Raw genomic sequence first — 15,391 nt, forward strand, 5'->3', positions numbered from 1 at the left:
TCGGCTTGAAAGAGTGATTTCACATTTGTCTCCTTTTTTTACAAGAGCAGGATGGAAATGACTCCATCCTGCCGTGCCAGTCTGATTTTGATGTGCGGCACATTACACACGGGTGTGCGTCAGTGCTGATAGATGAGTGATGATTTATGTCGTTCACACCATTATATCTTAAGAAACACTGATTATATCAGCGCATCCCTAAGTTCATCCTGCGTAAGCTGATGCTGTTACCTGCTTAAAGGTTGAAATGAAAGTGTCCTTATCCATCGAACCAGCTGCAAAGTCTGCAAAAACCTGACCTGTATAGTTCTGAGCATATCCGTCCTTCATGTTGAGCCAGTGCCATGCTGATGTTTTTCCTGCTGCTGTGTAGTCTGAAATAGTTGCGGCAAACGGATCTGATGCAACGTATGTGCATGACTTATAAGGGCTGATGAAGCCTGCTTCATTGACGAGAACCTCCTGTGCCGGTGCTGTTGTGAGCCACTGAAGGAATGCTTCTGCGTCCTGAACATCGCCATCCTTATAAACTGCCCACCATGATGGGGAATTGGTAAGGATAGTATCGATGCCTTCCTCAAATGCATAAGGAATCATGCCGCACTTGAAGTTGCCGGCTGACTTGTAGGCCTCAGCGTCATCTCCTGTCATGGTAGCGCCAATCCATGAACCCTGAGTTACAAATGCATACTTGCCTGATGCAAAGTTAAGGATCTGCTGATCATAGGTTCCTGAAACAAGGAGCTGAGGATCTGAATACTTGTTGAAAAGCTCAACCATTGTGGCAAAATCCGCAAATCTGTTGTCGTCGATCTTTCCGCCATCGTTCAGCATATCGATGTATGTGGAATCATCTCTTGCGAGACCTGAATCAAGATAGTTTGCAAAGAGGTGGTTACCTGTTGACCAGTAAAGATTGACAGGCTCTGCGAAGTAACCGATGACTGCTGTGAGACCAAGCTCATCCTTCTTTGAATCAAGAGTTTCAAAAGCTTTCTTCATGGATTCGGGACCTGTGATTGACTTTGGATCTACGCCGGCCTTCTCAAGAATGTCTGCATTGTAGGCAAGTCCTACTGCCTCTGTGGTGTAAGGGAATCCGATGACACTGTCACCATCTTTGTAAGCGGCTTCGGTGTCACTTGTCCACGCCTGATCGCTCATATCCTGAAGCAGTCCGTCCCAGTTATCAAAATCTGCAGCGCCGCCGCAAACGAAGATATCAGGCATATTGTCTGACTGATAGTAAGCTTTAAGTTCGCCCTGGATGTCTACTCCACCGCCCATGGATTCGATCTCAACGTGAACGCCGGACTCTTTTTCGTACATTTCAGCCAGCTTCTTTAACTGTGAATCTACTTCGATCTTTCCGTTTACGAGACGGATGGACTTGCCGGATGAAGCTCCGCCTGACTCTTTTGCAGCCGAAGTTCCTGCTGCGGTAGTTTCTGTGGAACTGCTTCCGCATGCTACAAGACTTGAAGCCATAAGACATGCCATAACTGCTGATACAACTTTTGCTCTCATAATACTTTTCTCCTTTTTTATATTTGTGCGCCGTTATCCGGCGAATATGTTTTTATTTCTGGATCTCCCAGGCTGCTGCGAACCATGGAGGAAGTTTCATTGATTCCCTAAGGTCTGTTTCAGCATAGTTTGAAATCAGAACAGCTTTGCCATTTTTATCCGTGATACCTGTGTTGTAGTCAATGTCTCTGTCTGTCATGTTGCAGAGTATGTAAAGCTTTCTTCCGTCGAGTTCTCTGGTATATGAAAATACTTCATCACTGTTGTCATCCGTAAGACTGTAGTTTCCATATACGATAAGATCTGACCACTCGCTGTTTCTTCTTAACTCTATAAGCTTCCGGTAGTAATGAAATACTGAATTCTCATCCTTAAGTTCAGCTTCTGCATTGATAACCGTATAGTTTGGATTCACCATGATCCATGGCTGTCCGGTGGTGAAACCGGCATTTTCGGAAGCATCCCACTGCATAGGAGTCCGGGCGTTATCCCGACCTTTTGCCTCTATGCCTGCCATCAGCTCTTCTGCTGTCATCTTTCCGCTTTTTACAAGTGCGTCATAGGCATTGATCTCTTCTATGTCACGAAGGTTCTCAAGACTTCCGAATGGACAATTGGTCATACCAAGCTCTTCACCCTGATATATGTAAGGCGTTCCTTTCATGAAATGAAGAACTGTGGCTATAGCCTTTGCAGAAAGAGGTGAATCATCCCCGAGTCTTGATACAATTCTAGGCTGATCATGATTATCAAAGAAAAGAGAATTCCAGGCTTTGCCTTCAAGTTCATTCTGCCATTTGCTGAGATTCCTCTTCAGGTCTTTGAGGGACATTCTCTTTGTTGTCCACTTTCCATGCTCATCGTAGTCAAGACCAACGTGCTCAAACTGGAATACCATGTTGAGTTCCGAACCGTCCAGAGAAGCATATTTTTTTGCTTCTTCTATTGTGACTCCGGCACATTCACCTACGGTCATGATATCGTATTTGGAGAGAACCCTCTGGTTCATTTCTTTCAGATATTCATGAACGTGAGGTCCGTTGGTTGTGTTCTCAAGTCCGCCGAATCCTGTGGTTTCATCCGGCTTTCCGTCGGGTAGTCCTTCAACTTTGGAGATCATGGAGATGACATCCATTCTGAAACCGTCGATTCCCTTGTCGCACCACCAGGTCATCATCCTGAAGACTTCATCTCTTACTTTAGGATTGTCCCAGTTGAGATCCGGCTGCTTTTTTGAAAAGCAGTGAAGATAATACATACCGGTTTTATCATCATATTCCCAGGCAGAACCTGAGAAGCAGCTTCCCCAGTTGTTTGGCTCGTGACCGTCCTTAGGTTCTCTCCAAATATAGAAATCACGTTTTTCGTTGTCTCTTGAAGAACGGCTTTCGATGAACCATGGATGTTCGTCGGATGTGTGATTCACAACAAGATCCATGACGATCTTAATGCCCAGAGCATGAGCTTCTTTGAGAAGTTCGTCAAAGTCCTTGAGAGTACCAAATTCATCCATGATGTCCTGATAATCGGAGATGTCATATCCGTTATCATCATTTGGCGATTTGTAAACCGGACTAAGCCATATGACATTGATCCCCAGTTCATGAAGATAATTGAGTTTTTTTCTGATTCCGTTAAGATCTCCTATCCCATCTCCGTTTGAATCACAGAATGATCTGGGATAGATCTGATAAATAACACTTTCTTTCCACCATTTCTTGTCCATGTCTGCCTCTGATAGTTTTTCGTGTGTCAGAATTGTTCAAGCGCTTGATCTTTTCTTTTTGACATTGCATAGGTAATTCATTGCTTTTCGGTTATGCGAGTAACTTTGTAAATTTAAAGTAACTCTGATCAGAATTTATGTCAAAGGTTATGCACATAACTATTATAAAAAAATATAATTCGGCGTCGATATTTGTGCAATAGGTACTAAAAAATGCCTTCTGTTCGATTTTGAAGTTGCAGCCCGTGATGCTGCTCTCTACAGCTCTGCAGGCAGTGTTCGTGGTGCATCAAAAGGTGTGGTCAATATAGTTTCAGTGTGGTAATGCAGAAGGTGAGATAACCTTAAAGAAGGCTTCTGCAGGAGTCTCTGACAACAAGTTCTACAGGTAAAGTGATATTGTGTGTGACGTGTTTTCCGGCAAGCATATCCATCATGCTGTTCACAGCCATGACCGCTTTTTCTTCAACATTCTGTCTGATGGTGGTGAGTTCAGGCATCGTAAACTGTGTATAAAAGATGTCGTCATAACCCGATATGGAGATGTCTTCGGGTATCCTTATACCGTTTTTGGAAAAATAGTTCATCAGCTGAAGTGCATAGTTATCCGATACACAAAAGATGGCAGAATGATTTTTTATTTCAGGGAATATTCTGGTGAGACCATCATGAAACTTCTCTTTGTCGATATCGATGATGTAGTGAGAAGCCTCTAAAAGCTTAATGCCTTTATCAAGGTAGGCCTGCCTGAAGCCTCGCCAGCGGTGACGGTTTACTTCCAGAACGCTGTCATCCAGCATGGCCACATTCTTATGACCAAGGCTTAGGAAGTACTCTCCCATGAGGTATCCGCCATGATAATCATCAATGAAGATCTGTACGAGTTTGTCATATTCAAAAACAAAGGATGCATCAATGGTGACTATGGGATTCAGAAACTGACTGCTTATCTCCACCATCATTTCCTTAAGCTGGTTACATAGCACCAGACCGTCCAGATTCCAACGTCTTGCATCACGAATCAGACCATCCATGGACTGATCCAGAAGGACAAGGATATACTTATCCTGTTTTCTGAACTCCTTCTCAAGATAAGATAGCAAAACTCCGAAATACGGATCCGCCATAATATTTTTATTATCCGAGTGATTCATGATGGCTACACCGATCAGACCGGAGGATCTGCTTACAAGTGAAAGCGCTGACTGATTTGATATGTAACCGCTGTTTGCTATTTCCGCTTCGATCTTTTCGCGTACTGCCTGAGATACTTTTGCTGTTTTACCATGGATGACATACGAAACTGTGGCTGTGCTTACACCGCATTTTTCTGCGATATCTTTTATTCTGATCATAACTGTTTCCCCGTTTCAGAAATCCCGTTAAAATATCTATTTTTCGGGAGATTTTTTCGATAAGTACTGAATCCTGAAAGAATCCGGTAGTAGTTCTTTCGGAAATATATTCAACTGCGCAATACAAAGCTCACATAACCCACTATTTATAGGTTATACGCGTAACCTATTTACCTGTCAATATTGATGTGCTAGTTTTTTATCATGTAAGTGTCAAGAGTGCCTGGCCAATACCGTTGACACATATTCTTTCCTAAAAATTTGTGGAGGCTTGTATGAAAGAAAAATGGTGGCATGATAAAGTTGCATATCAGATTTATCCTAAGAGTTTTAAAGATTCCAATGGTGACGGAATAGGCGATATAAGAGGAATAATTGAAAAGCTCGATTATCTTCAGGAGCTTGGTATAGATCTTTTGTGGTTATCTCCGATATACTGCTCTCCTCTTGCAGATCAGGGATATGATATTTCAGATTACTATAACATTGATCCGAGATTCGGTACTCTCGAGGATCTGGATGAACTAATCGCTGAAGGTAAAAAAAGAAATATCGGTATAGTTATGGATCTGGTTGTGAATCATTGTTCTGATGAGCATGAATGGTTCAAAAAGGCTATCGAAGATCCGGATGGTCCTTACGGAAAGTTCTTTTATATTGAGGACTACAAAAAGGGTGATAAGCTTCCGTGCAACTGGAGAAGCTACTTCGGTGGTTCATGCTGGGAGCCGCTTCCGGGACACGAGGATAAGCTTTATCTGCATGTTTTTCACAAGAAGCAGCCGGATCTCAATTGGGAAAATCCATTGCTCAGAAAAGAAATATATAAAATGATCAACTGGTGGCTGGACAGAGGCATCGCCGGTTTCCGAATTGATGCCATCATTAACATCAAGAAGAAACTGCCGTTTTGTGACTATCCTGCCGACAGAGCGGACGGTCTCAGCTCCATCGAGAATATGCTGAAGGAAGCCACGGGTATAGGCGAGTTCCTTAATGAGATGGCTGATGAATGTTTCAGAAAGCACGATTCTTTTACTGTTGGCGAGGTCTTCAATGAAAAGGATTCGGATCTTCCGCTTTTTATCGGCGAGGATGGGTATTTCTCTACCATGTTTGACTTCTCGACAACATTTATAGACGAAACCGGTATTTCAACTGTCGAGCCGGTGAAGGACCTTCAGGAGAAGTATAAGAAGGCTTCGTTTAAAGCGCATAAGCGTGTGGATGGCATAGGACTTCTGTCAAATATCATCGAGAACCATGATGAGCCAAGAGGCGTTTCCAGATATATCCCGAAGGAGGATCTGTCTGATAAGAGCAAGAAAATGCTCGCCGGAGTATACTTCATGATGCCGGGAGTTCCGTTTATCTATCAGGGACAGGAAATCGGTATGGAGAATCTTTCGGAGGTTAAGAGTCTTTCGGAGCTTGATGATTGTGCAAATCCGGATCTTTACAGGAGAGCGATTGAAGATGGATTAACGGAGGAAGAGGCATTAAAGCTTATAAGCTTACGTTCCAGAGACAATGCGAGAACTCCTTTCCAGTGGTCAGGTGATGTTAATGCAGGCTTCAGCGATGCCGAGCCATGGCTTATGCTGAATCCGAAGTATAAAGACATCAATCTTGAGAAGCAGCATGATGATCCGGAGTCTGTATTTTCTTTCTACAAGAAGCTTATAAAGCTGAGAAAGGATAAGGAATACGAAAGAACCGTGGTTTACGGGGATTTTGAGCCTTATGAAGAGGAAAAGAAGAATCTTCTCTGCTTTAAGAGGATACTGGATAAAAGGATACTTGTTGCGGCAAACTATCAGAGGGAGCCACAGGTGCTGGAACTTGATGAGAAGGTTAAGGCTGTGCTGATTTCCAATAATGCAGAATTGGCGGAGAAAGTCACGGAGGCCGGGACTCGTATACTGCTTCAGGGCTATGACTATCTTGTGGCAGAGCTTGGCGAGGAGTGATTGTGATCAGGGCATAGATTTATTCAAGGGATTTTTGTTGAAATAGTGAGATTCAAAGTTTAGGAGCTGAATTTTTGAGGGCTATCGTAAATTTTGGATATCCTGAAATGATACAGAAAATGCAGGGCGGGTGTCGGCCCACTCGATTGGATTTCACATCCAATTTGCCAAGTTCGTACCGATCGCACCAGCGTGCGTCCGGATACGTACTTTTCAAACCGGATGTGCGCTCAACTATTATCAGCATTTTATTGGAAATGCTGATGCCACAAGGCGGCGAGTCTCTTTCGGTATAAGCCGAAATCAAGCGGAAATGCCTGCGCGTAGCGCAATTAAATGGCATTTTCTTCTTAACGAAAGCTTTCCCCCCATACCTGCATTTTCTTCATGTAATGTAATGGTCTATATCGGTTAAAATCAGCTTATCTGCCACGTCACATGGCTTCCGTCCTCTTTCTTTGTGACTATCAGCTGATCTTCTATCTCCTGCTTGAGCTCTGTCACATGGGAAATGATTCCGATAAGTTTGGAGCCGCTTGCCATTTGCTGGAGCACCTTTATGGCCTGATCTCTTGAATGGTCGTCCAGAGATCCGAAGCCTTCATCGATGAACATTACATCGAGGTTGATGGCTGCCGAGGTTTCCTGTATCTGGTCTGCCATTCCGAGAGCCAGTGAAAGTGCAGCCATAAAGGATTCACCTCCGGAAAGGGTTCTGACTTCGCGAACCTTGCCTGTGACTGTGGAATAAACCATGAGATCGAGACCTCTGTTTTTTCCCTCACCGGCCTGTTCATCCTCTACCATTCTGAGTTCGAACTGTCCTGCCGACATATCGCTGAATCTGAGATTTGCAGCATATAGGATCCTCTGAAGATAATATCTCTGAACGAAAGTCTCTATGTCCATTCTGGCTCCGCTGACCTTTCCGGCCAGACGGTTGTAGAGGCTGTCTATTCTGTTGAATTCAGTCATCACATCGGCACGTTCTTCCATTTTGGGATTCAATGCATCGTATGCACTCTTGTTGGCGTTGAATTCATCTTTAAGTGTGTTCAGCACTTCCTGTGAAGTTTTCCATTTGCTTTCTGCTTCATTTACCTGCTGAGTCAGTGCTTCGAGATCAGGCTTTTCTTTATCTCCTATTGCGGCCCTCGCTGTACTGATGGCGGCTTCTGCTGAAGTCTTTTTATGATTGTAGGAATCTATCTTCTGCTGAAGCACTGCGACTTCCTCCTGAGGATGAGATTCAGTGATGCTCTTCCATTCGTCTTCAGAAAGCTTATTTACGGAAAGAAGGGATTCGTACTTTTCTTTTCGTATATTCAGTTCATCTTTTTGTGAAGGGAGTTCCTTACTGTACCTTGTAATGAGTGCTGCAGAACCTTCTTTTTCGGCTTTGGCTTTTTGTGCTTCGGTCTTAGCATCATTCAGAGCTTTTTCAGCATTATCTTTCTTTTGTTTAGCCTCCTTTAAAGCTGATTCTGCGGCATCTGCAGATTCATAATCCTTCTGGCAAACAAGGCTCTCCAATGCCTGTTTTACACCGGCAAGGGAACTCTTCTGTTGTGAAAGCTGCTCAAGAGCAAGCTCTGCCTGTTTTTTGAGTTCGGGTTTCTTTATATCTACATCTTTAAGCTGTGATTTTACGTTTTTTAGAGCAATATCTTTTTCCTTTAATTCATACCCTTCTTTGGTGAATGCTGTTTTCCATTCGTTTAGCTTTGTCATGGCAGCTTTGATGTCTGTATCATCAGGAAGTTCCGGAAGAAGCGCTCTGATCTTTTGGAGTAGTTTCTGAAGGTCATCATCCGAACGCTGTTTCTTCTCAGTCAGAAGTCCATCTGCAGTTTTGGCTGCTGCGGCTGCCTGCTCGTAAGCATTTCTCAATCTGTCATTTTCTTTTGAAAGATCATCAATCAGTTCTCGAGTAAGCTCTTTGTGTTCATCGGACAGATGGCAGGGTGAAGGGTGATCCAAAGAACCGCAGACAGGACAGGGAAGTCCCGGCTTCAGCTTTTCCCTTGCGATGAATCCGGCCTGGGCATCCAGAAAACTGTTCTGCTTTGCAATATAGTCAGCATTATGCTGATTGTACTTTTCCTTTGCATTAATGTAGTTGTCTTTTGCCTTTGCGAAAAGCTTTTCCTGATTCTTTACTGCGGCATATGAATCCTTTGCGGAAGCGTATTCCGTACCAAGATCTGTCAGCTCTTTGTTCTTTGCGTTCCATACAGCTGTTTTTTCCGGAGTATCGGAAAGCTGCTCTTCCAGCTTTCGCCATTCGGCTTCTTTTTGCTCATAGACCTTAAGTGTTTCTGAAGCCGCAAGGGATTTTTTCTCATATTCCGAGAGCTTAAGTGTGGCTTCTTTTAAATCAGACTCAGCCTTTTTGATCTTACTGAATAGCTCGAGGGATTTATTGACTCTGTCGTGAACCTTGGCATAGCTTCCGGTTTCTGATACTGCTACCTTCTGCATTTCGGATTCTATTGCCGCCTTTTTTTGTTCTGCTTCAGAAAGGGCGGGTAATCTTTCTTCCTGTTCTTTCAGTTTTTGTTCAGTATCTGCCACGAGAATCTGTTGATCCCTGAAACGGATAAATCCTGCTTTTATGTCGTATGCTTTATTTATATCCGAGATAAGTTTCAGTGAGTTTTCGATGATTTGTTTTGAAGACTCACATTCCTTTAAACTATTCCCGGCATCTTCAAGCTGTTTAAAGGATATAGCGATGGTCTGTCCCTCGGTAAGAGCTTTTATTTTTTTATCCCTGTCAGCAGTCAGAAGGTCGTAAACTTCCTGTTCTTCCTGCTGTTTTCCGGATATCTGTAAAGTCAGATTCTTCAGCAGATTAAGAAAGTTTTCCATATCGGCAACATTCATACGATCCGAGCCTATGATGCGCTGCTGTAAATCTGACAGCTCTTCTCTATTTTCAAAATAACCGGGAACTTTGACATGACCTGCTTCTGTCTGGCATGCGGTTCTGATCCTTGCGATATTCTCAAGCTTTTCTTTTCTGCGATTGCCGAGCTCTTCCACAAGTTTCTGGAAAAGACCTGTTCCAAAGAGTTTTCGGAATATTATCTTTTTGTCATCGGACTTTGCCCTGAGAAGTTCCATGAATTCACCCTGAGCAATCATGGCAACCTGCATGAACTGGTTCTTGGTGAGCCCCACTATATCCTGAAGCTTTGCATCGGCTTCTTTCTGAGGGTACTCAGATCCGTCAGGCATGATGAGTGACAGAGATTCGCTTATGAATTGATCCTTTGCACCTTTTCGCTTTGCGGGACGAAGGTGTCTCGGGATACGGCGAACTGTGTAGAGTTGATCTTCGCCGCCTTCCGCTTCGGAAAAGACAAGCTCAACGAAGGGTTCAACATCGAAATCCACATACTGACTCTGAAGTTCTGCTCCGTCCTTACGGTTGCTTCCGGAGCTTGCTTCTCCGTAAAGAGCAAATACGATGGCATCAAAAATAGTAGTCTTTCCGGCACCGGTGTCTCCGGTGACAAGAAAGAGATTTTGTTTTGTTTTTCTAAAATCTATGAGAGTTTTCTTTCCATAGGACCCGAAGGCCTGCATGGTCAATGTTATAGGTTTCAAAATTTATATCTCCTGATTTCCGTTTATTGAATTAATCACATCTTTGAGTATCTCCTGTTCATCATCGTCAAGATCTTTCAGAAATGAATTACAAAGTTCAAACGGGTCAAGAGCACGTTCGGGTTTAAAGTCCAGTTTGTAATCTGCTTTTCTCAGTGTCTCACGACGGATCTCCAGAAGATAAGGGAAAGCATTGCGAAGTCTGTCCTGGATGTCAAAAACATCCATATCCACCTTATCTTCAAGAATCACGGTTACATAATCATCACAGCTTTGTGAAAGAACCTCAGAAAGAATGCCTTTGATAACGCGAACCTGTCTCATGGGCTTGAGAGGAAGAACCTCAGTCGAGATATGCCCCTTTTGTTCCATAGTGACCTTGATGATCCCCTTCTCCTGCCCTGCTTCTGAAACTGAGCATGCAAGAGGTGTTCCGCAGTAACGGTAAAACTCGCTGCCAACCTTCATGGGTTTGTGAATGTGTCCAAGTGCGGCATAGTCGAATCTGTCAAGGACGTCAGCATTGACCTGATCAATGTTTCCTACTGACCTCATCTCTGAGTCCATACGTTCGATCTCATCAGGAGTCTTGCCCTTGGGAAGGTAGAACTGATGGCTTACCAGAATATTGCGTTCCTCTTCATTGATTTCCTCACGGTTAAGGAGCTTATGGATAGATTCGTCATAGGAAAAATTATTTCCGTTTTTATCATAGCCTATGATGTCATTTATCATGGATGGCTTCACGAAAGGAAGAAGGTAGAAGTTGACAGGTCCAAAGGAATCTTTAAGAGTTACCTTTTCGATGTGATCATCAGGTTTTGAAGGCGGAGTTCCTATCATGCGGATCTTCTGGCGCTTCAGAATGTTTCTGAAGACATTTACTCTGGGAGCACTGTCGTGGTTGCCGCTTATAAGCATTATCTCTGAATCGGGAGTTGCCTCAATGAGTTTAAGTATGAAATCATCAAACAGTTCCACTGCTTCTATAGGCGGTATAGCCTTGTCGTAAATGTCTCCGGCTATCAGAATGGCATCCGGTTTATCTTCTTTTGCGTATGTGATGACTTTTTCGAGAATGTATCGCTGATCTTCCATGAGATCGTGATTTATGAGTTTGAGACCCAGATGAAGGTCGGATAAGTGATAGATAGTCATGCTGTTCCTCCGTGGGAAATGTTTGATTCATCGAATTGATCCGGCAGGGATTACATATTCGTTTGAATTCTACAAGATAGTATACCATATTCGAGAACGTATATTTGAAATTATAGCTATGGAAACTTTGCCGGCATAAGTGTCTTAATGATTTCTATAAAGTATATAGTGCATGGAAAGATAAGATAACAATGTTTGGGAAAAACAAAGAAAAAGAGGTCTGGAAGAACCAAACCTCTCAACAATCGTCGGAGTGACAGGATTCGAACTTGCGACCTCTTGGTCCCTAACCAAGCGCTCTAACCAAACTGAGCTACACCCCGAAACAATATGAAAATATAAATCGGGGTGACAGGATTCGAACCTGCGACCCCCTGGTCCCAAACCAGGTGCTCTAGCCAAACTGAGCCACACCCCGTGTTTCCTCAAATCAGTATTTGAAAAAGCTTGTATATTATACTGCTGATCTGCAGGAAAAGTCAATAGTATTTTTTGTATACATAGAATGCAAGTGAATACATACGATGGAAATGCGTAATGTATATAACAGACTATAAAAAGTCTGGCATCATCTGGCACCACTAAACTTATAAAGAAAAAATGGGAAGCCTTGAAAACAAGGATTCCCATTCTATTAACATCATCGGGGTGACAGGATTCGAACCTGCGACCCCCTGGTCCCAAACCAGGTGCTCTAGCCAAACTGAGCCACACCCCGATTCATATGAGCCGCTCGCTTCAAGCGACTCATGTATATTACAAAAAGTAGATGCAGTTGTCAACAACATTTTTAATTTATTTTTGTAAGTGAGGTGTAAAGGTAACAGTTCTGTCGGGACATGGGTTTTGATTGGAACCGGAGAATGTCTCGTCTTAATAGGGACGCTCTCCGGTTTGTATCATATCCTCCGGCTGAATTATTCCGCTTGCTGACTGGTTTACTTTATCTCGATATATTTTGGAGCTTCGATCTGCTTGACTTCCTTCTTGGGAAGATCAATCTTCAGGATACCGTCTTCAAACTTTGCCTCGATATCCTGTGGAGTAAAGTCATCTCCTACATAGAAACTTCTCTGCATTGAACCGCTGTAACGTTCACGACGGATTATTCTGCCCTCTTTATCCTTCTCCTCTTTGTTATCATTGTGTGTGGCACTGATCTTCAGATATCCATCATTAAGCTCTAACTTAACATCTTCTTTCTTGTACCCCGGAAGTTCGACTGCCATCTCATAAGCCTTGTCATTTTCCTTGATATCGGTTCTCATCAGATTTGCAGACTGCTTGTTCTGTACAGGTTTTGAATTCCAGCCATAATCAAAATCACCAAAAAGGTCATCCATTAAGTTCTCACCAAAAACACCAGGCATATACAACATATCAATTCCTCCTTTATATCTTAAGGTTCTTTCGAACCCCTTTTCTTATGTACAACTATGTTATAGTCTTATTGTTAGCACTTGTCAACAGTGAGTGCTAACAAAATTATAAATATTCTATAAACAGAATAAAAGCCCTGTCCCGATATTGTGAGACAGAGCTTTCATCTGTTGTGTAATCTTAAAAATGATATATGTGTCATAAGTTTTTCTCCACGATGTGCCTTCACAAAGTGGAGATAGGTAAAACATACATCCATAAACTTAAACCACACTGAAAAAAGAAAAACTCAGTGAAAAACTGCTGATAAAGTCAGTTTTCACTGAGTGATACTTATAGTGCGGGGTCATTCATCCCATTTGGGACGGTTCTTCTTGTTCTCATACAACATTTCATCCGCAAGCTTCTGCAATTTTAAAAAGTCATCCGTACTATAGACTTCGCACATGGCATAGCCGTAACTGCAGGTAAGAGTATGCGGTACACCTTCTATGGAGATGTTGCTCAAAAGATCAAGCCACTGCTTCAACTTCTGGTTGATGTACTTTTCGGTCGGGTCTTTAACCACAACCATAAGCTCATCTCCGCCGTACCGATAACTCGATTCTTTTGAGAATGCTTCGATTGTGGCATTGGCGATATCCTTCAACACCAGGTCTCCGATCTGGTGCCCGTAAGTATCGTTGTACCTCTTGAAGTAATCGATATCTATCATTATCACGCACAGCCTGTGCCCGTGATAGTTATCATAGTCATTGCTGAGGCACAGTCTGTTTCGAAGACCTGTGATGGGATCCTCCCGGGCTTCGCGGTCTAGGGCAATGTTTATACGTTCGAGTTCCCGCATTTGGTTGAGTGAACGGATCTTCAGCTTATATCTGATGAAAGATCCTGCCATGAACATGATGCCAAATGAAAAATAATTCACTGCTATCATTCCTCTTGCGCCGTCATATCTGTACATCAGGATATAAAGAATGATGACAGGAATTGAAATAAGCGGGATGGAAAATCTTGGTGCCAGTGTTACAAAGCATGTGATTCCGACGAGAATCATATACATGATGGTTATCTGTTCGCCTATAGTGTAGTGATAGTATGAGATATTCAGGCTCCATATGATCAGGCTGATAAAATATGCCCCCTGATAGATTTTCTTGGTCAGACTCTTATCAACCTTATAGTTTATGGCCTTGGAACAAATGTGGTATATGAGGTTTATCGAAAATCCGATAATGGCCTGTCTGACGCTGAAGGATTTCATGTAGTGTCCGTTACCCAACAGGAAGAAGAGACAAATTGCAAACACTTCGGAGATTGCAAACAGCAATGAGACAAGGTGCATGATCTGAAGGTTTTCGTTTTCGGCTCTGTCTCTTATCTCATTGTCCGGACGACTGAATACTTCATCTATAATAGCTTTAAATTTACCCATAGTTCTTTGTAAAGCTTAATCAATGTGCCTGCATAGAGCAGGCACTAACAGTCAATATAACGATATTCAGCTGCTGTCCTGGATTTTTTAATCGAAGGAACCGGACAGCTTTGAATAGTACACAGGAATCGGGAAGGATTCCTGATTTCAGTGATAACGCTAAATCACAATATAAGTATATATCTATACTTATAAATTATATATCGGCGATTTTGATTATATCTTTAACATTTTTTAGGCATTAATGTCCCAGTCTCTGATTTCAATGAGAGCAGCTGAAAGTTTTTCTGCGGAACGTCTGAAAATGATTTTGCCCTTTTCGGCAGTAGCCCCCTTCGGGTCCCCTCCGATTCCTATAGGCTTTCCTTCTCCGGTTCTCAGATCCTCTCCCATCCAGTTTATGGCAGCGTCTCCGGAGAAATTCAGTATTTTCTTACCCTTGTATCCGCCGTCCTTGTAGCCTGTTTCCGAAAGCTCGAGTTTAACGGTTTCCGGATGTATAGCCATAACCATTGAGGTTTCCATTTCGCCGCCGTGGAAATCCCAATGATTGTCAGGGCTTATGGTGGCCTGAACTACAGGATCCAGAAATGCACCTGATGAAAGCACAAAGGTAAATATTCCGAAATCGTGGCGAAGCTGTCTTGAAAGAATGTCGGCCATCGGCCGGTTGCCTCCATGACAGATGAGGAATGCAAGCTTTTTAAAGCCATGATGATGTATGGACTCGGCAATGTCGTAAAGCATATGGTAGTAGGTGTCGGGTTTAAATGAAACAGATCCTGCAAAGTTCATATGTTCAATAGAGAGTCCTACCGGAATCACAGGAAATATAAGCATCGGGAAATCAGGGTCAAGCTTTTCAAGCTCTTCCTTCACATATTCCGGCATGGCTTCTGCTATCATGGAATCTGTTCCGACAGGTGCCTGTGAACCATGCTGCTCGATGGCTCCCAGTGGTATAAGGACTATGGTATTGTCCTTATCTATGGCTTCCATTTCTTTTCTTGTTAAATCTCTGTAGTTTTGAATCATGTTCGTCTCCTGTTACTGTTATGTAGAGTTTATCTTACTTAATTAAAGATTCATGTTTAAGCAGGTTTTATACAAAAAAGCGAATGCTTCCGTGAAGGAAACATTCGCCAAAACTTAACCTATCCTGATTAAACTGTCACGGAAATCTCAAGTACGTAAATCTGTTCTGATACTGCGCAGCAGCACGTACACT

Annotated in this window: 9 protein-coding genes and 3 tRNA genes; 1 reads left to right on the forward strand and 11 read right to left on the reverse strand. The window is 42.8% G+C overall.

Annotation, left to right across the window (positions count from 1 at the left end):
- Positions 1-204: 204 nt before the first annotated feature.
- The 3 genes from BM294_RS09320 to BM294_RS09330 form a co-directional block, all read right to left on the reverse strand.
- A complete protein-coding gene (locus BM294_RS09320) occupies positions 205-1,527 on the reverse strand; it encodes an ABC transporter substrate-binding protein (RefSeq protein WP_091207334.1) in 1,323 nt (440 codons plus the stop codon).
- Between the two features lie 52 nt (positions 1,528-1,579).
- Positions 1,580-3,253 (reverse strand): alpha-glucosidase, encoded by a 1,674-nt coding sequence (locus tag BM294_RS09325; protein WP_091207337.1) that lies wholly within the window; start codon positions 3,251-3,253, stop codon positions 1,580-1,582.
- A 344-nt stretch (positions 3,254-3,597) separates the two neighbouring features.
- Positions 3,598-4,608 carry a LacI family DNA-binding transcriptional regulator gene (locus BM294_RS09330; RefSeq protein WP_091207340.1) on the reverse strand — a complete coding sequence of 337 codons (1,011 nt, stop codon included), beginning with the start codon at positions 4,606-4,608 and terminating at the stop codon, positions 3,598-3,600.
- Between the two features lie 275 nt (positions 4,609-4,883).
- On the opposite strand from BM294_RS09330, the gene BM294_RS09335 reads away from it, so the two are divergent.
- On the forward strand, positions 4,884-6,578 hold the full coding sequence (locus BM294_RS09335; RefSeq protein ID WP_091207343.1) for a glycoside hydrolase family 13 protein: 1,695 nt from the start codon (positions 4,884-4,886) through the stop codon (positions 6,576-6,578).
- Between the two features lie 417 nt (positions 6,579-6,995).
- Here BM294_RS09335 and BM294_RS09340 read toward each other — a convergent pair whose 3' ends face one another.
- The 8 genes from BM294_RS09340 to BM294_RS09375 form a co-directional block, all read right to left on the reverse strand.
- On the reverse strand, positions 6,996-10,190 hold the full coding sequence (locus BM294_RS09340; protein ID WP_091207345.1) for an AAA family ATPase: 3,195 nt from the start codon (positions 10,188-10,190) through the stop codon (positions 6,996-6,998).
- A 3-nt stretch (positions 10,191-10,193) separates the two neighbouring features.
- Positions 10,194-11,348: an exonuclease SbcCD subunit D gene (locus BM294_RS09345; RefSeq protein WP_091207348.1), complete on the reverse strand. Its 1,155-nt coding sequence runs from the start codon at positions 11,346-11,348 to the stop codon at positions 10,194-10,196.
- Between the two features lie 248 nt (positions 11,349-11,596).
- Positions 11,597-11,671: transfer RNA gene (locus BM294_RS09350), tRNA-Pro, on the reverse strand.
- A gap of 20 nt (positions 11,672-11,691) precedes the next feature.
- Positions 11,692-11,766, reverse strand: a tRNA-Pro gene (locus BM294_RS09355).
- Between the two features lie 225 nt (positions 11,767-11,991).
- Positions 11,992-12,066 (reverse strand) — tRNA-Pro (locus BM294_RS09360).
- 220 nt (positions 12,067-12,286) lie between these two features.
- On the reverse strand, positions 12,287-12,724 hold the full coding sequence (locus BM294_RS09365; protein WP_091207432.1) for an Hsp20/alpha crystallin family protein: 438 nt from the start codon (positions 12,722-12,724) through the stop codon (positions 12,287-12,289).
- 350 nt (positions 12,725-13,074) lie between these two features.
- On the reverse strand, positions 13,075-14,163 hold the full coding sequence (locus tag BM294_RS09370) for a GGDEF domain-containing protein (RefSeq protein ID WP_091207351.1): 1,089 nt from the start codon (positions 14,161-14,163) through the stop codon (positions 13,075-13,077).
- A gap of 234 nt (positions 14,164-14,397) precedes the next feature.
- The gene (locus tag BM294_RS09375) at positions 14,398-15,198 is read right to left on the reverse strand and encodes a creatininase family protein (protein WP_091207354.1); all 801 of its coding nucleotides are present in this window, start codon (positions 15,196-15,198) and stop codon (positions 14,398-14,400) included.
- Positions 15,199-15,391 lie beyond the last annotated feature (193 nt).

The sequence above is a fragment of the Oribacterium sp. WCC10 genome, from assembly GCF_900113415.1.
Classification (GTDB): Bacteria; Bacillota; Clostridia; order Lachnospirales; family Lachnospiraceae; genus Oribacterium.